This window comes from Blautia caecimuris, assembly GCF_024622975.1.
GTDB classification, from domain to species: Bacteria; Bacillota; Clostridia; order Lachnospirales; family Lachnospiraceae; genus Blautia_A; species Blautia_A caecimuris.
The window spans coordinates 52,315-77,771 of the sequence record NZ_JANJZT010000008.1; the positions used below are offsets into that span (position 1 = coordinate 52,315).

Consider the following 25,457-nt stretch of genomic DNA (forward strand, 5'->3'; position numbering starts at 1 on the left):
CCTGTCGCTTTTTAGAATGATTTATTTAAGGATTCTCGGGGCTGCTTTTACTTCCAGTTTTTTGAGGATATCCTGCGGTTTTTCAAATTTGGAAAGCAGGATCATAGCAGCAATGATATATGGTTTGAAGCTTGCTTCTTTGTAAAGCGGAATTCTGTAGCGGTCAAATACGCTTGCGTCAACCTCGCCTGTCTCACAGCTTACTCCTGTGATATCAGCCGGCAGGCAGTGGAGATAAAGCGCTTTTCCGTCTTTTGTTGTTTTCATCAGCTCTTCTGTGCAGGCCCAGTCTTTGTGCTGTGCATTCTGAGCAAGAAGTTCTTTTTCCAGTTTGTCGATGCCGTCAAAATCACCCTCTGCATAAAGGTTTGTACGTTTTTCCATAGCTGCGAAAGGAGCCCAGCTCTTAGGATAAACGATATCGGCATCCTTGAAAGCTTCTTCCATGCTGTTTGTCTTTGTGAAAGTACCGCCGGTAGCTTCTGCGTTCTTTCTTGCGATTTCTTCAACCTCAGGCATTACGTCATAGCCTTCCGGATGAGCAAGCACAACATCCATGCCGAAACGTGTCATAAGACCGATCACACCCTGAGGAACAGAAAGAGGTTTTCCGTAGGAAGGAGAGTAAGCCCATGTCATGGCAAGCTTTTTGCCTTTCAGGTTCTCAACGCCGCCAAACTCATGAATGATATGAAGCATATCTGCCATACACTGAGTGGGGTGGTCTACGTCACACTGAAGGTTTACAAGAGTAGGTCTCTGCTCAAGGATTCCGTCTTTGTTGCCCTCAGTTACAGCGTCCATAAACTCTTTCTGATAAGCATGGCCTTTTCCGATATACATATCATCGCGGATACCGATCACATCAGCCATAAAGGAAACCATGTTGGCTGTTTCGCGGACAGTTTCGCCGTGAGCGATCTGAGATTTTTTCTCATCCAGATCCTGAACCTGAAGGCCAAGAAGGTTGCATGCAGAAGCAAAGGAGAAACGGGTTCTTGTGGAGTTGTCGCGGAAAATAGAAATTCCGAGACCGCTCTCAAATACCTTTGTGGAAATGTTGTTTTCTCTCATAAAACGGAGAGCGTCCGCAACAGTAAAAACAGCTTCCAGCTCTTCATCTGTCTTATCCCATGTCCAGAAAAAGTCGTTATTGTACATCTCCTTGAAATTCAGTGCATTTAATTTGTCAATATAATCCTGTAAAGTTTTCATAAATGATCTCCTTATTTATATTATAGATATTATTCTTACTTGCAGTAGGAAGCCGGAAGAGCTGCGTAAACAGCCGCGCATCTTACCAGGTCGATCTTCCATGTTTTTTCGTTCGGTGCATGAGCCTGTGCCTCTGCTCCGGGGCCGAAGCCGATACACGGGATTCCGTTGCGTCCCATAATAGAAACGCCGTTTGTAGAGAAGGTCCACTTGTCTGTAAGAGGACGGGCCTTTCTCATTTCTTCTGTCTCTGTGTTTCCAAGTCTTGTTTCACCATACAGATTCCTGTATGCATCTTCAAGAGCCTTTGTTACCTTGTGATCTTTCGGAATTGCCCATGTGGGGAAGTAGCACTCGATCTCATATACGCATCCGGTGTAGGATGGACGGTCGTAATTGTACATGGAAACCACAACATCGTCTCCGTATTTTTTCACACTTGGAAGGTTGCGGATCTCGTCAAGACAGCTTTCCCAGGTTTCACCGAAGGTCATACGTCTGTCAAGGGATACTGCGCAGGAGTCAGCAACTGCACAGCGGCTTGGAGAGGTGTAGAAGATCTGAGAACAGGTGATGGTACCGCGTCCAAGGAATCTTGCCTCTTCCCAGTCCGGATTGTATTTCGGGTTCAGCATTTTTACCAGACCCTTGATCTCTGTTTCATCAGAGTCATCGTTTTCATTAAGAGCGCGTACGTCCTGAAGAATATCTGCCATTTTATAGATGGCGTTGTCACCGCGCTCAGGAGCAGAGCCATGGCAGGAAACACCTTTTACGTCAACACGGATTTCCATACGTCCTCTCTGTCCTCTGTAGATACCGCCGTCAGTAGGCTCTGTGGAAACAACAAATTCCGGACGTACCTTGTCTTCATTGATGATGTACTGCCAGCAGAGACCGTCGCAGTCTTCTTCCTGAACAGTTCCCACTACCATGATCTTGCATCCCTCAGGGATCAGGTCAAGATCCTTCATGATCCTTGCGCCGTAAACAGCAGATACGATACCGCCGCACTGGTCAGATACGCCGCGGCCGCCGATTTCTTCATCAGTCTCATAGCCTTCATATGGATCAAATTCCCAGTTTTCCATATTGCCGATACCAACAGTGTCAATATGTGCATCGTAGGCAATGATTTTATCTCCGGTTCCCATGTAGCCGATTACATTTCCCTGAGGATCGATCACAACCTGGTCAAAATCCAGCTTTTTCATTTCAGCGGCGATTGTGTCAATATGAGCTTTTTCATCACAGCTTTCGCCGGGATTTTTTACGATTGCTCTTAAAAATCTGGTCATGTCCTCCAGATAGTTCTGAGCCGCTTCGTTAATTTTTGCATAATCCATTGTAAATACCTCCCATAATAAATCAGTTGATAAAATTAGAATTTGTTTTGTATCAGTGACCCGATGATCACTGTAAAGAACAGGCTGATTTCCGTCAGTTATTCGCTGAAGGACTCCTCTGTTCCGTAAAGTCCGTCCCATACGATTTCACGGTAGCGTACCGGATCTGTATCTCCTTCTGTGGAGATTACAAGAATGTTGGAGCTTTCATCAAGCTTCAGAGCCTTTTTCAGATCTTCTGCATCTTTGTCATGAAGGGCAGTGTAGCAGAGACCGAGAGGCACAGAGCCGGATTCTCCGGAAACAATATGAGGATCTCTCTCAAGCGGGTTTGCGTAGATTCTGGTAGCTTTTGCGCTCATCCAGTCAGGACAGGATGCAAATACGGTTACATGATTTCTTAAAATATCCCATCCAATGGTATTTCCTTCGCCGCAGGCAAGACCTGCCATGATAGTCTGAAGATCTCCGGTTACGTTTACAAGTTCTCCGGTTTTCTTCTCGGCTGAGCGATAGAGACAGTCTGCTGCGGCTGCTTCGCATACAACCATTACCGGAGGATTCTCTTTGTATTTGTGAGCAAAATAGCCAACCACTGCTCCGGCAAGAGAACCGACGCCTGCCTGCACAAATACATGAGTGGGACGTTCTACACCCTGTTCCTTTAACTGCTGATCTGCCTCCATGACCATGGTTCCGTAACCCTGCATGATCCAGGAAGGAATTTCTTCATAGCCGTCCCAGGCAGTATCCTGAACAATGATGCCGTGTTCTGTTTTTGCAGCCTCGGCAGCAGCCATTCTTACACAGTCATCATAGTTGCATTCTTCAATAGTAACAGTTGCGCCTTCTTTGGCAATGTTGTCAAATCTTGTCTTGGTGGTTCCCTTTGGCATTCTTACCACAGCCTTCTGTCCAAGGCGGCTGGCAGCCCATGCAACTCCGCGGCCGTGATTTCCGTCTGTGGCAGTGAAGAAGGTTGCATGCCCGAATTCTTCTCTCAGCTTATCAGAAGAGAGTACGTTGTAGGGCAGATCGCTGATATCCCGTCCAAGCTCTTTTGCTATGTAGCATCCCATGGCGTAGGAGCCGCCCAGCACCTTGAATGCATTCAGACCAAAACGATAGGATTCATCCTTGCAGAAAATATTTTTTACACCCAGATAGGATGCCAGAGAAGAAAGCTTCTGAAGAGGCGTCACTGTATACTGGGGGAAGCTTTTGTGAAATTCATTTGCTTTTTTTACATTTTCCTCAGACATTAATTCCAGGAAAGTATCGTCGGATTTCGGAACTTCATTAAGCGTCCATTTTAATCCTTCAGTCATGTAAAAATCCCTCCTTAAAAAATTTGTTTTACACTTATTGTTTTTGCTCCTGTTAAGTCTATCATATCATAAATAATGAATTTTGCAATAGAAAATACAAAAATTTTTAGGTTTTTCAAAAAATATTTAGCGACATTGAAAAGACAGGGTTCCTGTGTTAAAATCAACGTATATTTTTACAGTAAAAAAGAAGGAGGAGGACAGTTATTATGGCAGTTTTTCAGGCATTCCGGGCGCTGCGCCCCACACCGGAAAAAGCAGAGCGCGTGGCAGCGCTTCCATATGATGTGGTAACAGAGGAGGAGGCCCGTGAGACAGGAGATAAAAATCCGTTTTCTTTTCTCCATGTGGACCGGGCGGAGATCGACCTTCCGGAAGGAACCGATCCATATGACAGCATCGTATACGAAAAAGCAAAAGAAAATCTTTCTGCAATGGAGGCAGAAGGGATCTTTATTCAGGATGAGAAGTCCTGCTATTATATTTATGAGCTCACAAGAATGGGAAAAACTCAGACCGGTATTGCAGGCTGCTGCTCTGTGGACGATTATCTGAACGGAGTGGTAAAAAAACATGAGCTTACCAGAGAAGATAAGGAGCGGGACCGTATTTGTCATGTGGATGTCTGCAACGCCAATACAGGACCTATTTTTATGGCATGCAGATATACAGAGCCGCTTCTGTCCCTGATGGAACAGTGGAAAAAAGAGCACGCGCCTGTTTATGATTTTGTCACAGAAGATGAGATCGGCCACAGAGTGTGGGTGATCGACGGGGATGGGGAAACTGAGTTTATCAAAAAAGAATTTGGAGAGATTCCTTCTTTTTATATTGCAGACGGTCATCACCGGGCCGCTTCAGCCGTAAAGGTAGGACTGAAAAGAAGAGAGGAACATCCGGATTATACAGGAGGGGAAGAGTTTAATTATTTTCTTTCTGTGGTATTCCCGGAAGATCAGCTTACGATCCTTGCCTATAACCGGGTGGTGAAGGATCTGAACGGCGTGGCGGAAAAAGCGTTTGTAGGAAGCCTGAAATTTAATTTTGAACTGATGGTCATGCCGGGATTTCCCTGTAAGCCGGTGGAAAAGCACTGCATGGGCATGTACGTGGGAGGCGAATGGTATCACCTGAAGGCCTGGGAGGATATCTGGCAGGACAAGGATGTTGTAGCACAGCTGGATGTCTCTCTTTTGCAGGATAAGGTACTTGCTCCTGTCCTGGGAATCAAGGATCCAAGAACAGATCAGAGGATCCGTTTTGTAGGGGGAAATCATAAGCTTCGGGAGCTTCAGGAAATGGCTGACGAGACAGGAGGAGTGGCGTTTGCCCTGTATCCCACCTCTATGGAGGAACTGATGCAGATTGCAGATGAAGGCAGGCTGATGCCACCAAAATCCACATGGTTTGAGCCGAAGCTGAGAAGCGGATTTTTTATTCATAAGCTTTCCTGAAAAAGGAGAAGATCACAGCAGAAAATGGATTGACAGAAGGGAGAACATTATGGGACTGATCAGAGCAGCAAAAGGAGCAGCGGGAGGAGTCTTCGGGGACCAGTGGAAAGAGTATTTTTACTGTGGATCCATGTCTTCGGATACACTTGTATCAAAATCCCGCAAAAAAACTTCACGGCGTTCCTCAAACAGACACGGGTCTGAAAATATCATCAGCAACGGTTCCGTGATTGCAGTAAATGACGGACAGTGTATGATCATTGTAGAACAGGGAAAGGTAGTGGACGTATGTGCAGAACCGGGAGAATATGTTTATGACAGCTTTACAGAACCGTCCCTGTTCTGCAGTGACCTGGAGGACGGGATCGTTCAGGTGTTTGACCAGATCGGAAAACGCTTCGGGTTCGGCGGAGAAACTCCGGAAGATCAGAGGGTATATTTTATAAATACAAAAGAGCTGACAGGAAACAAATACGGAACACCGGGGCCTGTGCCGTTCCGAGTGATCGATGCAAACCTGGGACTGGATATTGATATTTCCGTCAGATGCTTTGGAGAATACAGCTACCGTATTGCAAATCCGATTCTGTTTTACACAAATGTCTGCGGCAATGTGGAAAGTGAATTTACAAGAGAGGAGCTGGACGGACAGCTGAGAAGCGAGCTTATGACTGCTCTTCAGCCGGCGTTTGCCAGAATCTCCGCAATGGGGATCCGCTACAGTGAGCTTCCCGGACATACCATGGAGCTTTCTGATGCTCTGAATCAGATTCTGTCTGAAAAGTGGGAAAAGCTAAGAGGAATCCGTATTGTATCTCTGGGCGTTTCCAGCATAAAGGCATCGGAAGAGGATGAGGCAATGCTGAAGGAACTGCAGAAAAATGCAGTGTTCAGAAATCCGGCTATGGCGGCTGCCCATATGGTGGGAGCCCAGGCCTCAGCCATGCAGGCCGCAGCGTCCAATCAGAATGCAGGCCCGGCCATGGCCTTTGCCGGTATGAATATGGCGTCAAATGCCGGCGGAGTGAATCCGTCAGAGCTTTTTGCCATGGCCCGGAACGATCCGTCTCAGAGAAGCGCACAGCAGGAGGCACAGTCTCCGGTACAGCAGGAAAGCTGGGTGTGCTCCTGCGGAAATGTCAATAGAGGAAAATTCTGTTCCGAATGTGGAAACCCGAGACCGTCCGGACCCTGGGTATGTTCCTGCGGCACTGTAAACAAAGGGAAATTCTGCTCTGAATGCGGAAGGCCAAGACCATAAGAGAAGGGGGATAAAGGATGGAGATCCTGAACTACAAATGTCCCAACTGCTCTGCCGGTCTTGAATTTAACAGTAAAACACAGAAAATGGCCTGTGAGTACTGTGGAAATTCATATACAGTGGAAGAGCTGGAGGAGCTGGAAGAACAAAAGGAAGAGCCTTTAAAGGAAGAGGATTCCAGGGGGCACTGGGAGGGATTTGACCCGGAATCCTGGAATCCGGACGGAGGAGAAATTTCTGTATGGAGCTGTCCTTCCTGCGGAGCAGAGCTTGTGGCAGAAAAAACAGCAGGAGCGCTTGTGTGCCCCTATTGCATGAATTCGATGATCATGCCGGAGCAGTTTCAGGATATTTACCGGCCGGATTATGTGATACCATTTAAAAAGTCAAAAAAGGACGCTCTGGATGCCCTGAAAAAACACTATCTGAAAAAACCGCTTCTTCCTTCTGTTTTTAAAGACGAAAATCATCTGGAAGAAATAAAGGCAGTGTATGTGCCTTTCTGGATGTACGATCTGGAATCCTCCGGCCGTTTCCAGTATCAGGGAACCAGAGTCAGATTCTGGGAAACAGAAAAATATGAATGTACGGAAACAAGCTTTTACCATATTGTCAGAAAAGGGAGCATGAAATTCTGCCGGATTCCGGTGGATGGTTCGGAAAAGATTGACGATACGATGATGGAAGCGATAGAACCCTACGATTACCAGGAACTGGAACCTTTTCAGCTTTCTTATCTGTCCGGTTATATGGCAGACAGGTATGACAGAGAACCGGATGAGCTGACAGACCGCGTACATGCAAGAATGGAAGAAAGTATGCGCCGGGCAGTGCGAAATACGGTGATCGGATATGATACGGTGATTCCTGTGCAGGAGGATATCAGGATCACAGGAAAAGGTCAGGTAAAATATGCGCTTCTTCCGGTGTGGTTTCTGAATACAAAATGGAATGGAAAAACTTATTCCTTTGCCATGAACGGACAGACAGGAAAAATCATCGGCGATCTTCCGGTAGGAAAAGATCTGCTGATCCGGTACTGGATGAAATATCATATATTTTCTGCTGCTGTCATTTTTGTTCTGTTTGTGATACTTATGCTGGCGGGGGTGATCGGATGAAAAAATTACATAAGCTTCCGGGTTTTCTGCCTGTACTTTTATGTCTGGCAGGAATCATGTGGCTGCCGGTATCTGTACAGGCAAAGGTATATGACAATTATGGGATTTTAAATGAGGAAGAAACAACAGCACTGGAAAAAGAGCTTGCAGAGATTGAAGAAGCCTATCAGTTTGAGACCGCATTTCTTATTACAGACAATGTGGGAGAGGAGATGGATTATCGTCAGTATGCTGCCCGTTTTATGCAGATGAACCAGGTGGGATACGGAGAAAGCAATGAGGGATTATGTGTGTTTCATCAGCCGGATGCCCGGAATATCACCATTGTATTCCGGGGAAAGGCCCAGGATCAGTTTACAGAAAAAATCCAGGACAGGATGCTGGATCACTGCACAGAGAAGCTGAAAAAGGACGATACTCTGGGCGCGTATCAAAGTATTGTAAAGGATCTGGAGCAGGGACTTTCCCGTGTCAGTCAGGGCAAAAAGATCCGCCCCATGGATATCTCTGATACGCCTCTGACCCTTTCGCTTCTGAAGTGGCTTCTGATTTCCATAGCTGCAGGCGCAGTGCCGGCTTTTGCAGCATCCTGGTATCAGAAGAATCGGATGAAGACAAATGTGATCCAGACAAATGCAGATCTGTATGCAGAGGCAGAGGAAACACAGTTCAGTCAGATGAGAGACATGTATATACGCAGAGCTGTGACCAGAAGGAGAAAACCGGAAAATAAAGGCGGAAATAACGGTTCTTCCGACTCGTTTACAAGCGGAGGAGAAAGCTTTTCCGGATCCGGCAGAAATTATTAACAGGAATTTATACAAAGAAGGAGTCAGGTGGACTTCTTCTTTGTATATTAGACAGAAAAGAATGAGCAAATCCGCAAAAAAATTGTCAAAATCCCATGAAAAATGCACAAAAAACAGGGTGATATATCATATAAATTGCATACATGCACAATTGATTTTTGACTTTCATATGTTATAATTTTTTTGTTAAAAAACTTATCCGGGGGTGACGTAATTGAAAAAAATTCTTACTTTTATGAGTGTTGTCCTGGCTGCAGTTCTGGCCCTTCCGGCCAACGTATGGGCAGCGGGCAGCGGTGAGGCGGCAGCGCAGGTTCCGGTGTGGCTCTGTATTCCTTTTGCCGGACTTCTTCTGTGCATAGCAGTAATGCCGCTTGTAAAAGGCGAATGGTGGGAAGCCCATCAGCCGCTGGTGGTCGGATTCTGGATCGCGGCCATGGTGCTTCCGTTTATCGCAGTATACGGAGCAGGAAAAACAGTGGAAACAGTGCTGGAATGCACGGTCAATGATTATCTGACCTTTATTATCCTTCTGTTTGGCCTTTTCTGCGTATCAGGAAATATTACCATGGAGGGGGATTTTGCCGGTTCGCCGAGAATCAATGTAGGTCTTCTTGCTCTTGGGACACTGCTTTCAAGCTGTATCGGTACCACAGGAGCCAGTATGCTTATGGTGCGTCCTGTGATCAAAATGAATTCATGGAGAAAGCGCAAAAGCCATATTATGGTGTTCTTTATTTTTATGGTATCCAACATGGGAGGCTGTCTGACACCGATCGGTGATCCGCCGCTTCTTATGGGATTTATGAGAGGCGTTCCTTTTTTCTGGAGCCTTCATCTTCTTCCCATGCTTCTTTTTAATATGGCTATTCTTTTGTTTGCATTTTATCATCTGGATAAATGGGCATATCGCCGGGATATTGCAGAGGGCCGTAAGCCGGATATCAGCAAACCCGGTACAGAGTTCAGAATCGATGGTCTGCACAATATCGTATTCCTTCTCATGATCGTAGGTGCGGTTATTTTAAGCGGAGTGCTTCCGGGAATGCCGGCTTTTCAGGATGGGGCAGGAAACGTAAAAGGAATCCATATTTTCGGAGAGGTTACATTAAGTTTCCCGGCGCTGATCGAGATCGCAGTGATCCTTCTGGCAGCATGGCTGTCCTTCCGCACAACAAAACAGGAGATCAGAAGAAGAAACCATTTTACCTGGGGTGCGATCAAGGAGGTTGCAGTTCTTTTTATCGGTATCTTTATTACTATGCAGCCGGCTCTGATGCTTCTGAAATCAGTAGGACCTGAGCTTGGTCTTACCCAGCCGTCCCAGCTTTTCTGGGCAACAGGAGCGCTTTCCAGTTTTCTGGATAATACTCCTACCTACCTGGTATTTCTCACAACAGCAGGAACCCTTGGAATCACAAGCGGAATCGCCACATCTCTGGGAACAGTTCCGGCAAAGCTGCTTTCTGCGATTTCCTGCGGAGCAGTATTTATGGGAGCCAATACATACATCGGAAATGCGCCGAACTTTATGGTGAAGTCCATTTCTGATGAGAACGGTGTGAATATGCCTTCTTTCTTCGGATATATGCTCTGGTCCCTGGCGTTCCTTGTACCTGTATTTATCATAGATACTTTTGTATTCTTTTTGTAAGGAGGGCGGACAGATATGGAAGACAATCAGAAAAAATATACAGAGCTTGCCAACCGGATTTACGATCTGGACGGAGCGGTTTATGAATGTGTAGGATCTTCTCTTGGCCGGACCTTTACAGGAGGAAGAGAGAGAACGGTCCGGACTTTAAGCATGCTGATGTATACAAAGCCGGACGGACATCTTCTGAGAAGTGAGCTTGCTCTTATCAGCAACATGGCCCGCACCATTAAAAACAAAGAAGAAAAATCCAGGATGATGACAGAATATAATGAGATCCTTATGGAGATCGAGAAGCTGCCGGACGTATTCGGCAAAGTGGATATCCTGGATGATGAGAGAGTGCGTCTGAATCTGGCGGCAAAAAGAGAAAAGCTGTCAGAAAATGACCATCTTGTGATCTGCATCAGCCGTACTCAGGGAAGTGCCGGAAATGATATCGGTTTTGAACTGGCGGACAATCTTAAGATCAATTACTATGACGTGGAAATCTTTGACCAGGTTATGAAGCGTCTGGAGGCAGATAAGGATGCAGTCAATGACGCGGAAAACTTTGTTGATTTTAACAAATATACGAAAAAAAGCGGCGGAAGCCTGAAAACCAGATTCCGGGAGTTTAACCGTTATCACGGCCTTCCAAAACAGGATGCAGTATTTTTTAATATGAGCGATCTCATCTGTAATCTGGCAAAAACAGAAGACTGTATTATTATGGGACGCTGCGCAGATATGATCCTGAAAAACAATCATATCCCTCATATCAGTTTGTTTATCAGTGCTCCGTTTTCGGTTCGTGTGGAACATATTATGGCTGTCAGAAACATGAACCTGAAGCAGGCAGTGAGGTTCCTGAAAAAAATGGACAGACAGCACAGAAAATATTATCAGTTTTATACCGGTGAGAAATGGGGAAAACCGGAAAATTATGATCTGTGTATCAACAGCGCAAACTATGGCATCAAGGAAACCATTGATGTGATCAGAAGAATGATCGGAAAATAAAAACATAAAAATCTCATACATTCAGCGTTTTGCGGCAGAGAAAAAGCCCGGCTGATGTATGAGATTTTTTTCTTAAAATAACCTGAAAATGCAGACAGGTGAAGCGCTGCGTTGGCCGGGAGATTATTTATTGACATCAATATAGCTGTACAGGGTGTATTTGGAAATGCCAAAATAATTTGCGACCTTGTCTCCTGACTTAGTGATCAGAAATGCCCCGGAGTCGTTCAGGAACTGAATGGCAGTTACCTTGTCTTCCTTATTCATAAGAGCCACCGGTTTGCCTACCAGAGCAACAGATTCTTCAATCAGATGATCCAGAAGATCATTGACATTATGGGTAATTTCTTTTGGCTTTTCTTCTGTGTTGACAGGAGTGACCAGATCATGAACTGCGCTTTCGATCATGGTCAGTCTGGAAATATCATAGTTGATCCCAAAAACATAATGGAGACTGCCGTCATCATCACGTATATAAGAGGTGCTGCACTTCAGAATTTTGCCGTCAGAAGTTTTCATCAGATATCCGGCGTGATCCCGGGGCTCATCCTGTGTCTTGTTATTATTATGCCGGATCACATCAAAAACCGCATTGGAAGGTCCGTCTCCGATCCCTCTGTTTGTCACATGTCCGTTTTCAATATACACGATAGAATTTTCCGGATCCTTTGTTTTCAGATCATGAATGACTACTTCGCAGTCAGGGCCGAACTGACAGGCAATATCGTGAGCAATCTGTTTCAGTACAGTAAGCCGTCCCATAGTTTACCTCCTCCGTTGTTGCTTTTTTCTTTTATATTAACATAATAGGATATAAATAAAAAGTTTTTTTGCGAAAAAAATTGTGTAAGCCTCAAGAAGTTTTGAGTAATTTGAGAAATTCCATATTTATTTGGGGTGTCTGGTAAAAATAAAAAATATGTATAAATTTAAAAACAAATGGAAAAAAAATAAGAAATTTGTATTTTTATAAGAAAATGATTGACGGAAAAATGCGGGGGGGGGGGTATAATGAATTTGGAAAATAGTGGAAATAAAATAGTTTAAGTAAACTTTGTTTTAATATACTGAAAACAACAGACAACAATGCAATATGAGAGAATCAAGGCAATTTGCACAAAAAATGAATAATATGGACATGCCATCCCGTGTAGAGCTTACTGTAAAGAACTGTATTAAGAAAGGAGAGATTATGGAAGGTATGAAAAAGAGAATCAGGAGGTTATGTGGATTGATCGGCGGCGTATGCCTCTTGTTTTTTACAACAGAGATATATGCTGCCGATTGTTATATTGAGGTACAGCTGGAGGATTTAAGAAGTCCCTATTCTGACTGGAAAGGGGTAGCTCTGGCTCTTTATGATGTGGGAGATGTTACTGAATATGGAGAAGTAACTATTGATCCGGTTTATGGGATATCAGAATATCCACAGACAGCAGAAGCTTCTCAGAAAGCAGTTGCCCAGATTGAAAAAAAACTTACAACAGATCCTCTTATGAGTATGAAGACAGATGCAGATGGAAAACTCGTTTTTTCCGGAATCGACAGAGGTGTGTATCTGATACGGGCAGAGGAGTCCTCACAGTATGGTTTTATTACATCGTCATTGGTGCATCTGCCCTATTACGAAATTATAGATGATATTAACAAAGGACCTTTTTTTCATATAAAAATAAATCCCAAGGCATCTCTTCCGGGAAAGCCAACAGTTCCGCTGGAAACAACAACTCCTAAACCTGCAGGAACTCCAGATATTCCAGGGTATTCCGGAGATGATGTTCCGGGAAGTCACTTAAGTACAGAGAAGAAAGACGGGGCAAAAACAGGGGATGAATCACAGATCACAGGATTTGCAGTTCTGCTTGGAATGTCTGCAGTGGTGGTATGTATTGTGATAAGGAGAAAAAGGAAGGTGTCAGAATGAAAAAGATTTTAGAGGAAAAAGGAAGCGTTTTTAAAAAGATAATATCCTGGGTTCTGGTAATGGCAATTCTGTTTACCAGCGTAGATATGAGCGCTTTTGCTGTTAGAGCGGATGAACAGGATTCGGTAGTATTCAGTGATGATATTTCAGATTCTGAAGATGTTGGTTCGGAAATTCAGCAGAATGATGATTTTGTGTCAGAAGAGCAAACACAGGATTCTTCAGTGACAGATCCACAGATATCTTTTGAAGAAGAGATGCTTCCGCCGGAAGATACGTCATCAGAGAATGAGGTGACGGAAGAAGGTGAAGAACAGCTTCAGACGGAAATTACAGAGGAAGAACAGCCATTTTCTGATGGGGAACAGGAGGAAGTCTTTTCTGACGGAACGGAAAGTGATACTGAGTTAGCGGCAAATGCTCCGGGAAATCCTGTCCAGTGGTCTACAATGACCTATGGCGGCGGCAGAGTATATCTTTCCTATAGGTATAAGGGGGTTAATCATTCCAATCGGAATTATCCATGGATATACGGAAAAGATGCCAGTACTTCTGAGCTGCATGTTGCCTACTGTATTGAGCCGGATGTAGATGACATCACGAAATGGTATACACTGCATAACAAACCCTTGACAGAGCATCCAACTTTTAAAAATGATCCGGCAAAAGCAAAGCGCATGTTGGAGTATGCTTATTTTGGGGCAGAGTATCCGGGACACTGGAGTACGAATGAGCTGCAGGTAGAGTATTTTATGGCAGCTCAGGAACTGATCTGGGAAGAACTGGGTGTGTCCAATATTTCATGGCATCGGCAGACCAGCGGAGGCGGTGCAGGTGCCAGTCTTAATTCAGTTGTAGATACAAGAAAAGCAGAAATTAAACGTCTGATAAAAGAATTCAATACTAAGCCGGTGTTTGAAAATACAACTCTTTATCAGGACAAAAGTGATCCGAATAAGATTTATACAATTAAACTGAAATCAGGATCACTTAGTCCGTGGGGATTGAGCAAAGCGTTACCTTCTGGCGGCGTGCTTGAATATGGGGGATTTGGAAGTCGGTTTCAATTTAAATTAAATCCTGCTATGGATATCAGGAGTGTTAGATTTGATTATGCAAAAGCACCGAGCAAGTATGCAGATATGATGTACTACCTGGGTTCAGGACAGCAGACAGTGATTGTATCCGGTACACTGCCCTCACTTTCTGTTTCGTGTACGGCAAATGTGGTCACGGTATCCCGTGTAAAGATTAAAAAGACAGATGACACTGGAGCTCCGGTTTCCGGTGTTACATTCAAATATGGAACATCCAAGACAAATCTGAACCAGGTTACAAAGCCTACAGATGAAAAAGGAGAGACAGAGATTCGCCTGGAAAATTCAGGTGTGAATACAATTTATGTACAGGAGCATGAAGTACCGCCGCATCTGATAAAAAGTGATGAGATAAAAACTGTTACATTCACAACTGGCGGTACCGGTACCGTAACTTTTGTTAATGACCGTGTAAGGTATCCGGTTACCCTGGAAAAGGTGGAGGCCGGAACTGGTCAGCCGCTTTCCGGTGCAAAGTTTAAGTACTGGGATAAAGAAAAGCCTGAGACAACCTATACAGCAGTAACGGATGGTGAGGGTAGATTTACTTCAACAGTTACATTTGCACCGGGCACTACGGTTGTGATGGAAGAAGTATCTGCACCGGAGGGACACCTTGTACCGGAATCTCCGGATAACAGACAGGAGCTTGTGATCAGTACAGATCAGTCCAAGAATATTTTTCGGTTTGAAAACTCAGTGAAATCTGCAAGACTGATGATTGAGAAATATAACGAGCGTACCGGAGATCCGATCCTGGACGGAGTTGGCTGTACCTTTAAAGTGGGTACAGACCTGAGCGACCCGAGTGATTGTGAGACTCTTACGATCGGTTCTGACGGTACAGCGACGTCTTCACATACTTATAAGCATAATACGCTTGTATATTATCAGGAAATATCTGCACCGGAGGGTTTTGAACTGGATGATACTGTACGATCAATAGTTATTGATGCCAGTAAGTCAACAGTTACAGAGGCTGCATTGAACAAAGTGCGTGTGCCGAACAAAGAGCTTACACTGCATTTGAAGATCAGGAAAAAAGGCAGCGATGGACTTCCGCTACAGGGAGTACGTTTTCGTCTGGAACAGCGTAAAGGAGATACCTGGTATACCATAGAGTCTAATCTTGTGACAGATCGTAATGGTACAGTAGAAATTCCTGGTACTTACAAAAAGGAAGTTATTGTTCGAGGAGAACTTCGTCTTGTGGAGGAGGAAACTATACCGGGATATAAACTTCTGGATAAACCAATTGTGATTGATGAGAAGTATATACAGACAGAATCCTCTGAGATTGTTATAGAGATTACGAACAAAAAATTAGATACGAGATTTCAGGTATATAAATATGGAACAGATACCAAAAAACCGCTGGCAGGTGCCGTGTTTGAGATTACAGATGAAGATGGAGACTTACTGCAGACGCTGACTACAAACAGTAAGGGAATCGCAGAGACAACAGAATTGCTTGCAGATGTTACCTATTATATAGAAGAAATTGAAGCACCAAAAGGTTATCAGAAAATAGAAGGTCGTCATCCTTTTGTGATCAGTACGGAGAATGGGGCAGAGTCATCAGGAGAATATTTACTGAAACGCGAGGTACCGAATGAACCGTACAGAGGCAGAATCAAAGTTAAGAAAGTGAATCAGGATGGGCTGCCATTATCTGGAATTGAATTTACAATCTATAAAGGGGCACTGGCAGTAGAGAAGTTGACAACGGATGAGAAAGGAGAAGCCACTTCAGACTGGTTGACAGCAGACAGCGCCTATCGTATCAAAGAGACATATACACCACCTCAGTTTGAGAAAACAGAGTTGCTTGATTATACCTTTGATTTCCTGAATGTTGAATCACAGGTGGTAGGAGAAAACTGGAAGGTAGATGTTACAAAGAACAATGCGGGAAATGAAATTACGGCTTATTTTGAAGTAACGAATAAAGAGCTGCTTGGACGTGTGACCATCAAAAAGGTAGATGCAGATGAGCCGGATCTTGCAGTACAGGGAGCGACTTTCGAGCTGTATAATCGTTATGACAAAAAAACGTTGCTGGCCAGTGGGGTTACAGATGAAACGGGTACGGTTGTATTTAAGAATCTGCCTATTGTCAATCCCAGTGTGAATGCGCAGCAGGGACACTATTATCTGGAAGAGACAACGCCGGGTGAGAATCATGTTTTGCCGGAGAATACAGGAAAGTATTTTTCATTGACAACAGATCAGCTGAATTACGAGGTGATGTTTAAAAATCCTCCTGTTAAAGGTTCTGTAGAGATTCTGAAGGTAGATAAGGATAATCCGGATAAAAAATTGGAAGGTGCAGAATTTGCCATTTACAGAGCAGATGATCTGAATACAGTACTTAAAACAGAAGTGACAGGAAAAGACGGAATTGCCCGTTTTGAGGATTTGCGGTATGGCAATTACGTTATTCGTGAGACAAAGGTGCCAGATGGTTATCTGAATGATGTAGAAAATGGAGGCAATGACTTATATGATCCATCTATAAAAGGCTATCCGGTGGCAATCGAAAAACATGAGCAGATCATTCCGCTTACGATTGCCAATCCTGCACAGAAAGTACAGGTAGAGATCAGCAAATGTAATAGTGAAAATAAAAAGCCGTTGCCATATGTCCGATTCAATATTATGTCCGGAGATGATGAGCTTATTGAATCTATTGTGACGGATTCCAATGGTAAAGCAGTCAGTCGGGCAATCCCTCTGGATCGTCTGGGAGCCAATCCTTACGTGGTTGAGGCAGCTCAGATACCGGGATATGAACCGAATAACACGCATTATCCGATCAAAATAGAAGCAGGTTCTACACAGGCAATTCAGATTGTGAAGATAGATGTAGAAAATATTCCTCAAAAAACAGAATTTAAGCTGCGTAAGGTTGGCGATGACGGAGAACCGGTAGAGGCGGAGTTTTCAATAGCGGTAGAGGGAATTTCTCCAGTAGCAGGTAAATTTGAAAAGACATATTTTGTAAAAACGGATAAAGAGACAGGACTGTACGATTTTCAGGATTTGATTTCACAGATTGCAGTAGATGCACCGAAGCAGACTCGTATGTCACTTCAGGTTTATGAAACAGAAACGGATCCGCAGTATCAGGTGGTCGAAGGAAGGATTGCTTTTTTATGGTTAATAAAAGATTCGGCTGATAATTATACAATAGATGTAATGATGATTGGTCAAACTGGAAATAAGGATCAGGTTACCTATGATGAAAATACTCTTACAATCACGGTAGTCAACAAAAAGATCCCTATCCGTCTTACATTGATCAAGCATGATACAGATAACCCAGACAAATACCTGGCTGGAGCAGTCTTTCGGATTACACCGTTAGAAGATGGACATACACCATCAGAAGATCCGATTGAAGTGACCACAACTGATAGTCCGGATGGTGTAGAGATTGAATTACCTTATGCTCGATATTATCAAGTACAGGAGCTTCAGGCACCTCCAGGGTACTATACTACTGGAGGAATAACGACATATGAGATTAGTAGATTCGATGAAATAACAGAGAACGGTATTGTTATCAGGCGGGAATTAACTCATACTGTGAGCAATGCAAGACTACCGGAAATGAAACTTCGCAAGGTCGGGGAAAACGGAGAACCGCTGGATGCAGAATTTATCATTACGGATGAAGGAACAGAGAGATCAGTAACTGTAAAAACACAGGCGAAAAATGGTGGATATGCAGATGTAGATATTACTGCATTGAATGAGTTCTGGACTGTGTATTTAGATAAGAATCGGTTCAAAATTGAAGAGATTTCGGTGGATAATCCCGATTATGAAATTTTAAAGGAACCTGTTTATCTGGCTTACAGTATTGATTATGGAATCCTGACATTCCAAGAACCGCAGGCTGGAATAAATCCTGACGGAGTAACTATTACAGTAGAAGAAGCCCCAAGTGCAGCGACTATTAAAATTCCGAACAAATTAAGAAAGATAGACATTTCTCTGAATTTGATAAAGGAAGATGCAGAACATCCAGGTACTTATCTGCCAGGAGCTGTATTTGAGATTACGCCGGATGGTTATGATCCGATTCGGGTAACAACTACTGATTCGCCGGATGGCGTGCGGGTAGAAAATCTTCCGAGAGCAGATTCTTACTCTGTGCAGGAGATTCAGGCACCTGAGGGATATATTCTGGATCCGACAATTTATACCTATACCCTTGAAGAGTTTGAGAATGAATATGGTTCGGATGGAAAGACAATTACGGCAAAAAGGCTGTCAGTAAATTGTGATAATAAATCTGTTATGGGCAATCTTCGAATCAGAAAGATGGATCAGGAAAATGGAGAGCTCCTTTCAGGTGCAGAATTTGAGATTCGTAAGGGCGTTCCTCCGCAGAGCTACGAAGATGCAGGATCTGACCAGTATGAAAAAGTAGGAATAATCACCATTGGTATGGACGGTACAGGCGAATACAATAACATACCTTACGGTAAATATTTCCTGAGGGAGATCAAAGCACCTGAGGGCTATCAGATTTCCAAAGAACTGATTCCGTTTGCGGTTGAGAAGAATCAGCAGATGATTGAGCTGGATATTCCGAATCGAAAACTGGAAGGCGAGCTGACAATTGTAAAAGTTGACAGTGAAGATAACCAGAAACCGCTTGCGGGAGCTGTCTTTACTATTCATCGTGAAGACACAGACCAGCAGGTGGGCGACGAGCTTATCACAAACTTGGATGGTAAGATTGGTCCGATTTCTCTTCCTTATGGCAAATACTATATCAAAGAAGTTCGTTTTCCGGCAGGTTATGGATCAGCAACAGGAAAAACGTATCCGTTTGAGCTGAACCAGATAAATCCGGTATATGTGGAAACAATCGAAAACACAAAGGCGAACTATGGACTGCGAATATACAAACGTGACAGCGAAACACGAGATTTACTTGCAGGAGCTGTCTTTGGAGTATTTGAAAAAGGCAAGTCTCCGCAGAACGCAGACCCGATCGTGACGTTTAAGTCAAATGCAAGCGGTATCGCCACAGTACTTCTCAGCAATCCGGGAGATTATGACATTTATGAGCTGACACCTCCTCCGGGATATGAGATGTTGACAGAAAAAATTCCTGTCCATGTAGATGATACGATGCCCACAGTAGAGCTGACAATAGAAAATAGCAGACAGAAGCTTGCAATCGAAATTAAAAAGCAGGAGGAGGGATCTAAGAAACCACTCGCAGGAGCTGTTTTTGAAATCCGTAATGAGAAAACAGGAGCCCTTATTGCTACAACTGATCCTACAAATGAAAATGGTGAGGTAACAGTTGAGGTGCCTGCGGGAAATCAGACATATACAGTAACAGAGATCAAAGCTCCGGAAGGGTATATTCTGGACAGTACGCCGCACAAAGTAACAGTCACTAAAGAAGACGATGGAAATGGTAATATTATATATGAAGCAGAGCCGCTTGTGATTGATAACAGGCTGATAAAAGGTAATATCAAGCTTGTGAAAGTAGACGAGACGGACAGAACTATCCCACTTGCAGGAGCAGTATTTGAAGTGCGAAATGAGAGTGGTGAAAGAGTCGATGAGCTTACGACTAATTCGCAGGGCGAGGCGATGTCAAAGGAACTGACTTACGGAAAATACACTCTGGTAGAAACTCAGGCGCCGGATGGTTATGAGCTTTCTGAGCAGACATATAAGGCGGAACTTTCTGAAGCAGAGCCGCTTGTGACGGTTACGGCAACGAATGCACGAAAAAAGGGTGGATTTGTGATTAAAAAAGTCGATGCCCAGAAGCCGGAGACGATTCTTCCCGGAGCAGAGTTTACGATATTTAAATCCAGCGAGGATGCACAGAACCAGCAGAATGCCATTGAGAAGCAGAAGACAGGAGCAGACGGTCTGGCAAGATTTGAGCAGCTTGATTATGGTACATATTATATACGCGAGACAAAGGCACCGGAGGGTTATCAGCTCAATAATCGTATTATGGCAGTGACAGTTGATAAGGACTGGAAGGAAGCAGAGCCGCTTGTAGCGGAAGATTATCCGCAGCCACAGGAAGGTTACTTCCGCGTGGTGAAGACGGACAAGGCAACAGGCAGTACACTTGCAGGAGCCGAATTTACTGTGACAGGTCCGGATGGTTATTCAAAGGTCTATAAGACAGATAAGAGCGGAGCTTTCCAGACAGATGCGCTGAAACCTGGAATGTATACAGTAACAGAAACAAAGGCGCCGGATGGTTACTATATCAGCGACCAGCCATCAAAAACAGTTGAGGTAAAAGCTGGTGCAGGAACACTGGTAGAAATGCAGGAAGCAGTATTCGAAAATGAGCAGATTCTGATGCCGATCCGTATTAAAAAGACAGACGGAGATAAGAAGGATCCCAAGCCTTTGGTTGGAGCAGAGTTTAAGGTCTACCGTCTGGAGGGAACAGATGGACAGAGCAAAACAGAAGTGGATACTCTGGTGACAGATATGCACGGAGAGGCAGTCTCCAGGCTTCTTCCGGCAGGCAGTTACGAGGTAGTGGAGACACAGCCGCCAAAAGGTTATGAACTGGCAGAAAATCCGTCACAGAAAGTTACGATCAATAAGGATTCTACAGAGGAAACCCTGACATTTACCTTTGTCAATGAGATTTTAAAGGGAACACTGAAAATCCGTAAGGTTGATTCAGAAACTAAAAAGGTGTTGCCGGGCGCAGTGTTTGAGGCATATAGTACGGAGTTTGGAGTATATTACCGGGCAACGTCCGCAGATGACGGATACGCAGTTTTTGAGAATCTTCCGTATGGCATTTACCGTATTCGAGAGGTGGAGGCGCCGGAGGGATATGAATTAAACAGCGATTTTGAGAAATATGTAGAAATAGGCAAAGACAGTCCTGAAGGTGGAGCGGAAATTACTTTGGAAGTACCAAATACACCTCTGATGGGAGAAATTCAGCTTACCAAGAAGGATGCGGAAACAGGAGAGATACTGGAAGGTGCTGTTTATGGCATTTATACAAGGCTTCTGGAGAATGGGGATATAGATCCGACTTCTCATATGGATGGATATGATATGGTAACAAAAGCTCCGCATGTCACATCAAAGAAACTATCGTATGGTACCTATTATGTGAAAGAAATCACACCGCCGGATGGATACAAAGTAAATGACAAAGTGTACACGGTGACATTTAAAGAGAATATCCCGCTTGTTGCCATTGAGGCTGAGGATGAAGCATATAAAGGAAGCATTTCTGTTGTAAAGAAGGACAGCGCAACAGATCAACCTCTGGAAGGCGTGATTTTTGCAATTTTTACTGCCGAGGAATATGAGAAATACCAGAAGTATCAGGAGGAAGGCAGTGGAGATATTGAGGAGCTTTCTCCGATCTATCTGACTACAGATGAAACGGGACAGGCATCTACAGGAAATATTCTGGAACTTGGGCAGGAATATGTAATGGTAGAATATGCCCCGCCGGCAGGCTATGACCCTCCGGTAAATGAAGATGGTTCAGAGAAGGTATGGCGGTTTACACCAACAAAGGACAAAATGATCTTTGAATATGAGATCGAGAATACAAAGCAAAGAGAGATAATTATCCATAAAACAGATGAAAATGGAAATCCGGTCAATGGTGTTGTATTTGGTCTGTTCAGTTATGGAACAGATGGAAAACCAGAAACAGATGACGATAAGGAAATTGCTCAATTTGCTACGGCGATTGATGGAAGTGGTATTGCTCGCTACGAAACAGATGATCTGCCAAATGGCTGGTACTATGTAAAAGAGTTAAGCTGTGGCAGTGCCGGTTACGAGATGTCTAAAGAGATTGTACCGATTGAAATTACAGATGATAAGCGGGAGTATGAATTTGACTTTATTAATTATAAGCCAAGAGCAGAGATTGCCATTCAAAAAAGAGATGAATTCGGAAGACCGCTTGCAGGAGCCAGATTCGGCCTGTATCAGTTTACACCTGACTGGCAGGAAAAGACAGATTTTGAAGAGGACCTTATCCAGGAATTTGAGATGGATGAAAATGGTTACGGAAAAATCGAGAATCTCCTCTGTGATCTATATGTGATTCGGGAGATCGAAGCACCGCAAGGCTATCGTCTCATGGAGCCAATTCTCGTTGATCTTTTGGATGTGGAGGATGATATTGATGAGACAAAACCTCCGAAGCCTTCAGAAGACAATGTGAAGATGACAGATTCTGGCAGTGGCATATCGACTGACTGGCAGGAAGAGGATTCTCCTGTACATATCACAAAAGGCGAGAAGAACGGAAGAACATATTATTATTATCTGCATAACCTTTACAACGAACCGCTTACCGGATGGATTGAGATCCATAAGGAAGCTGTATCCGAAGATGGAAGCCAAATAGAAAAAATAGATCTGAGCAATGCAAGATTCCAGATTATAGAAGAAAGCGGCAAGGTTGTAGATACGGTCATAACAGACCAGTTTGGCAGAGCCAAGAGCCGTGAGCTGCCGCTTGGCACATACACCATCCGGGAGATACAGGCACCGGATGGAACACAGCTCAACGGACAGGAAGGTACAGTCGTTATAGACGGAACAGGTGTGAATGATATTTACACCTATACGCACAAAAATAAGATAGTGATGGGACAGATTAAGATTAAAAAAGCAGACCCGGCAGGCAAAGCACTTGCCGGAGCACAGTTTGCTATTTATGCAGAGAGCGGTTCAGATGGCGAACCGGTAGATTCTATTACTACGGGAGAGGATGGTACCGCAACAAGCAAGCTGTTGCCATATGGCTGGTATATCGTTCGTGAAACAAAAGCTCCGGAGGGCTATGAACTTGATACGAATCTCAGACTCAGATGCCGTATCAGTGAGAACGAGCAGATTGTAGAGTTTACTGTCATGAATTATCCAGGCAACGAGCCGGGTATCTATATCGTGAAGTACGATAAAGACAATCCGAATAAATATCTGGAAGGCGCACAGTTTGATCTTTATAAGGATTCTGCACTGACAGAGAAAATCGGAGGACCGTACGTTACAGAAGAGAATGGTCAGGTAAAGATCACGGATACAGATGCCTTGAATAAGGGCGAAACATACTATCTTAAAGAAACGAGAGCTCCGGAAGGTTATCAGCTTGATGAGACTGCACACAGTTTTGTATGGGGAGAGATAACGACTATTGCACTCTATATCCCCAATGAAAAAGAAAAGGGATATATCCGATTTGAAAAGACAGGTGAGATGTTAAGTGAGATCAAAGATGATCTATCTTATCCAAACCTTAAAGAGCTGGTGTGGGAACAGCAGCAGCTTTCAGGAGCACAGATAGGTATTTATGCAACAGAAGAAATAGAGCTTGATGGAAAAACGTATCAGCCGGGAGACTTGATTGTGCGTCTGGAATCGGGTGAGACAAGTCCGGGACTGCCGCTTGGTACATATGAATATCAGGAGTTGTCAGCGCCGCCATCCTATATCCTGGACACGCAGCGTCATAAAGTTGAAGTGACCGAAACAACAACTCAGATTGAGCCGGCATTTGTATCACTGGAAAATCAGCACGCCAGCGTGAACCTTCAGTTATACAAGAAGTTCAGTGATGAGAATACTTCAGAAAAGCTGAAACAGGTAAAATTCGGTGTATACACGGTGGGAACCATAACAAGCGGTAAGGTGCAGATCGAGCCCGATACATTGGTCGGTGTATTTGGAGTGGATGAAAACGGATTTGCCAATCCTGAACTGAAGCTGCCTCAGGGTTCCTATTATGTGAGAGAACTGGAGACAGCCGATGGATATCTTCTGGATGAGACACGGTATCCATTTAAAGTAGTCTACGATAATGGAAATGAGAAGATTATCATTTCTTCAAAAGAGAATCCGATTGTCAATGAGCCGGTATACGGAGTGATCCGTCTGGAAAAGAAGGGTGAGCTCTTCACACAGGTAGAGGTTTCCATCGAGGAGAATAAATATCAGGTGAACCGTCCGGTATTTACCCAGGGTGAGCTGAATGGTGCAAAGGTTGAAATTCGTGCAAAGGAGACTGTTACTATAGGCGACAGTACATACCAGCCAGGAGAAGTAATAGATACCCTGATCAGTGGCGAGAAGCCGGAGAGCAGGAAACTTCCGTTTGGAACGTATACTGTAGTTGAAGTAGAAGCACCCGATGGATACGTTCTTGACAGCACACCCCGTGATGTGACAATCAGAGCGCCGGAGGAAGGCAGCCATGTGCATACGGTAGAACTGGTCAGCCTTACCAATGCAAAAAAGAAAGTTGATCTGAATCTTTACAAAAGCTTTTTCGGACTGGAAATAGAAGAGGCAGAAGAATTGTACCAGAAGGTTCTGTTTGGAGTTTATGCCGCGGAGGACATTCCAGGTGCTGCAGATGGCGTAAGCCTTAAAAAAGATACGCTTGTGGAGCTTATCCGCATAGAAGCAGATGGAAGTGGCAGTATGGAGAAGACCCTTCTGCCGGCAGGTAATTACTATGTAAAAGAGCTTGAAACAGCAGATGGATATCAGGTAGATGATACACACTATCCGTTCTCTGTCTCCTTTGGGAAAGATGTTTCTGATACAGAAAATTCTGATACAGGATCAGATACCATTACAGTAGAAGTGGAAGGCATTGACGCAGAACATCCACTGATTAACCTTCCAGAAGGCGCAGAAGTTCCGTTTGCATTCCGGAAAATCGGAGAAGACGGTCAGCCTCTTGCAGGTGCAGTTTTCCGGTTATATACATGTAAGGAAGAGCATGAGCACAGCCAGGAAGCCGGAACAGATGGAAGCTGCTGGGAGGAAGTGCATGGACTTTCTCCGAAGACAAGCGGGGCAGATGGAATTGTAGATTTCGGAATCCTTCCAAATGGAACGTACCAGCTAAAAGAAACAGAAGCACCAGAAGGATATGTATTGCCGGCAGGCCAGTGGAGATTCACTGTGAACTCCGAGGCTGAACCGGGAGAACATATAATATTTACGCCTACAGGCGGTGCACAGCCTCCGGCTTTCCAGAAAGCGGAAGAGGACGCTGTATACCAGTATCAGGTAATGAACCGCAAAGCAAGGCAGATGCCGTTTACAGGAGGAACAGGTATGCTTGATTATGCCGCGGGAGGAGGTGTACTTCTGGCGTTGGCAGAGCTTGTAAACAGGCGTCGTAAAAAGAAAAACAAAGGAAAACGTGCAGAAATGCAGGAAGAATGAAAGGAGAA

The 25,457-nt window shown here is 44.2% G+C and carries 12 protein-coding genes; 8 read left to right on the forward strand and 4 right to left on the reverse strand.

Translation table 11 applies throughout. The annotated features are described in order from the left end of the window. Nucleotides 1-21: 21 nt before the first annotated feature. The 3 genes from ygeW to dpaL all read right to left on the reverse strand — a co-directional run bounded on the left by ygeW (nucleotide 22) and on the right by dpaL (nucleotide 3,889). Nucleotides 22-1,215 carry a knotted carbamoyltransferase YgeW gene (gene ygeW / locus NSA57_RS07060; protein ID WP_147599585.1) on the reverse strand — a complete coding sequence of 398 codons (1,194 nt, stop codon included), beginning with the start codon at nucleotides 1,213-1,215 and terminating at the stop codon, nucleotides 22-24. A 35-nt stretch (nucleotides 1,216-1,250) separates the two neighbouring features. Continuing rightward, on the reverse strand, nucleotides 1,251-2,561 hold the full coding sequence (locus NSA57_RS07065; protein WP_147599586.1) for a YgeY family selenium metabolism-linked hydrolase: 1,311 nt from the start codon (nucleotides 2,559-2,561) through the stop codon (nucleotides 1,251-1,253). A 98-nt stretch (nucleotides 2,562-2,659) separates the two neighbouring features. Then, complete coding sequence (gene dpaL / locus NSA57_RS07070; RefSeq protein WP_257464414.1) at nucleotides 2,660-3,889, reverse strand: diaminopropionate ammonia-lyase; 1,230 nt, start codon at nucleotides 3,887-3,889, stop codon at nucleotides 2,660-2,662. Nucleotides 3,890-4,098: 209 nt separating this feature from the next. Here dpaL and NSA57_RS07075 point away from each other — a divergent pair, with 209 nt between their 5' ends. From NSA57_RS07075 to NSA57_RS07100, 6 genes are all read left to right on the forward strand, one after another. After that, complete coding sequence (locus tag NSA57_RS07075) at nucleotides 4,099-5,343, forward strand: DUF1015 domain-containing protein (protein WP_257464415.1); 1,245 nt, start codon at nucleotides 4,099-4,101, stop codon at nucleotides 5,341-5,343. Nucleotides 5,344-5,392: 49 nt separating this feature from the next. Beyond that, nucleotides 5,393-6,604: an SPFH domain-containing protein gene (locus NSA57_RS07080; protein WP_257464417.1), complete on the forward strand. Its 1,212-nt coding sequence runs from the start codon at nucleotides 5,393-5,395 to the stop codon at nucleotides 6,602-6,604. A gap of 17 nt (nucleotides 6,605-6,621) precedes the next feature. Beyond that, nucleotides 6,622-7,725: a TFIIB-type zinc ribbon-containing protein gene (locus NSA57_RS07085; protein WP_257464418.1), complete on the forward strand. Its 1,104-nt coding sequence runs from the start codon at nucleotides 6,622-6,624 to the stop codon at nucleotides 7,723-7,725. After that, nucleotides 7,722-8,534, forward strand: a complete 813-nt coding sequence (locus tag NSA57_RS07090) for a TPM domain-containing protein (RefSeq protein WP_257464419.1) — start codon at nucleotides 7,722-7,724, stop codon at nucleotides 8,532-8,534. Before NSA57_RS07085 ends, NSA57_RS07090 begins: the two co-directional genes overlap by 4 nt. Before the next feature lie 235 nt (nucleotides 8,535-8,769). Continuing rightward, complete coding sequence (locus NSA57_RS07095) at nucleotides 8,770-10,188, forward strand: sodium:proton antiporter (protein WP_257464455.1); 1,419 nt, start codon at nucleotides 8,770-8,772, stop codon at nucleotides 10,186-10,188. A gap of 15 nt (nucleotides 10,189-10,203) precedes the next feature. After that, entirely contained in the window at nucleotides 10,204-11,190 is a 987-nt protein-coding gene (locus tag NSA57_RS07100) for a cytidylate kinase-like family protein (RefSeq protein ID WP_147599591.1), read from the forward strand. A 123-nt stretch (nucleotides 11,191-11,313) separates the two neighbouring features. Here NSA57_RS07100 and NSA57_RS07105 read toward each other — a convergent pair whose 3' ends face one another. Continuing rightward, nucleotides 11,314-11,952, reverse strand: coding sequence for a helix-turn-helix transcriptional regulator (locus NSA57_RS07105; protein ID WP_147599592.1), 639 nt, complete (start codon nucleotides 11,950-11,952; stop codon nucleotides 11,314-11,316). A 430-nt stretch (nucleotides 11,953-12,382) separates the two neighbouring features. Between NSA57_RS07105 and NSA57_RS07110 the strand changes: the two genes are divergently transcribed. Together NSA57_RS07110 and NSA57_RS07115 are read left to right on the forward strand one after the other, a co-directional pair. Then, a complete protein-coding gene (locus NSA57_RS07110) occupies nucleotides 12,383-13,114 on the forward strand; it encodes a sortase B protein-sorting domain-containing protein (RefSeq protein ID WP_257464420.1) in 732 nt (243 codons plus the stop codon). After that, entirely contained in the window at nucleotides 13,111-25,449 is a 12,339-nt protein-coding gene (locus NSA57_RS07115) for a SpaA isopeptide-forming pilin-related protein (protein WP_257464421.1), read from the forward strand. Before NSA57_RS07110 ends, NSA57_RS07115 begins: the two co-directional genes overlap by 4 nt. Nucleotides 25,450-25,457: the final 8 nt, after the last annotated feature.

Bases quoted from the DNA above. Each gene is read 5' to 3' on its own strand.
- ygeW (WP_147599585.1), bottom strand. From the start codon at position 1,215: ATGAAAACTTTACAGGATTATATTGACAAATTAAATGCACTGAATTTC.
- NSA57_RS07065 (WP_147599586.1), bottom strand. From the start codon at position 2,561: ATGGATTATGCAAAAATTAACGAAGCGGCTCAGAACTATCTGGAGGAC.
- NSA57_RS07115 (WP_257464421.1), top strand. From the start codon at position 13,111: ATGAAAAAGATTTTAGAGGAAAAAGGAAGCGTTTTTAAAAAGATAATA.
- NSA57_RS07080 (WP_257464417.1), top strand. From the start codon at position 5,393: ATGGGACTGATCAGAGCAGCAAAAGGAGCAGCGGGAGGAGTCTTCGGG.
- NSA57_RS07100 (WP_147599591.1), top strand. From the start codon at position 10,204: ATGGAAGACAATCAGAAAAAATATACAGAGCTTGCCAACCGGATTTAC.
- NSA57_RS07075 (WP_257464415.1), top strand. From the start codon at position 4,099: ATGGCAGTTTTTCAGGCATTCCGGGCGCTGCGCCCCACACCGGAAAAA.
- dpaL (WP_257464414.1), bottom strand. From the start codon at position 3,889: ATGACTGAAGGATTAAAATGGACGCTTAATGAAGTTCCGAAATCCGAC.
- NSA57_RS07090 (WP_257464419.1), top strand. From the start codon at position 7,722: ATGAAAAAATTACATAAGCTTCCGGGTTTTCTGCCTGTACTTTTATGT.
- NSA57_RS07085 (WP_257464418.1), top strand. From the start codon at position 6,622: ATGGAGATCCTGAACTACAAATGTCCCAACTGCTCTGCCGGTCTTGAA.
- NSA57_RS07110 (WP_257464420.1), top strand. From the start codon at position 12,383: ATGGAAGGTATGAAAAAGAGAATCAGGAGGTTATGTGGATTGATCGGC.
- NSA57_RS07095 (WP_257464455.1), top strand. From the start codon at position 8,770: ATGAGTGTTGTCCTGGCTGCAGTTCTGGCCCTTCCGGCCAACGTATGG.
- NSA57_RS07105 (WP_147599592.1), bottom strand. From the start codon at position 11,952: ATGGGACGGCTTACTGTACTGAAACAGATTGCTCACGATATTGCCTGT.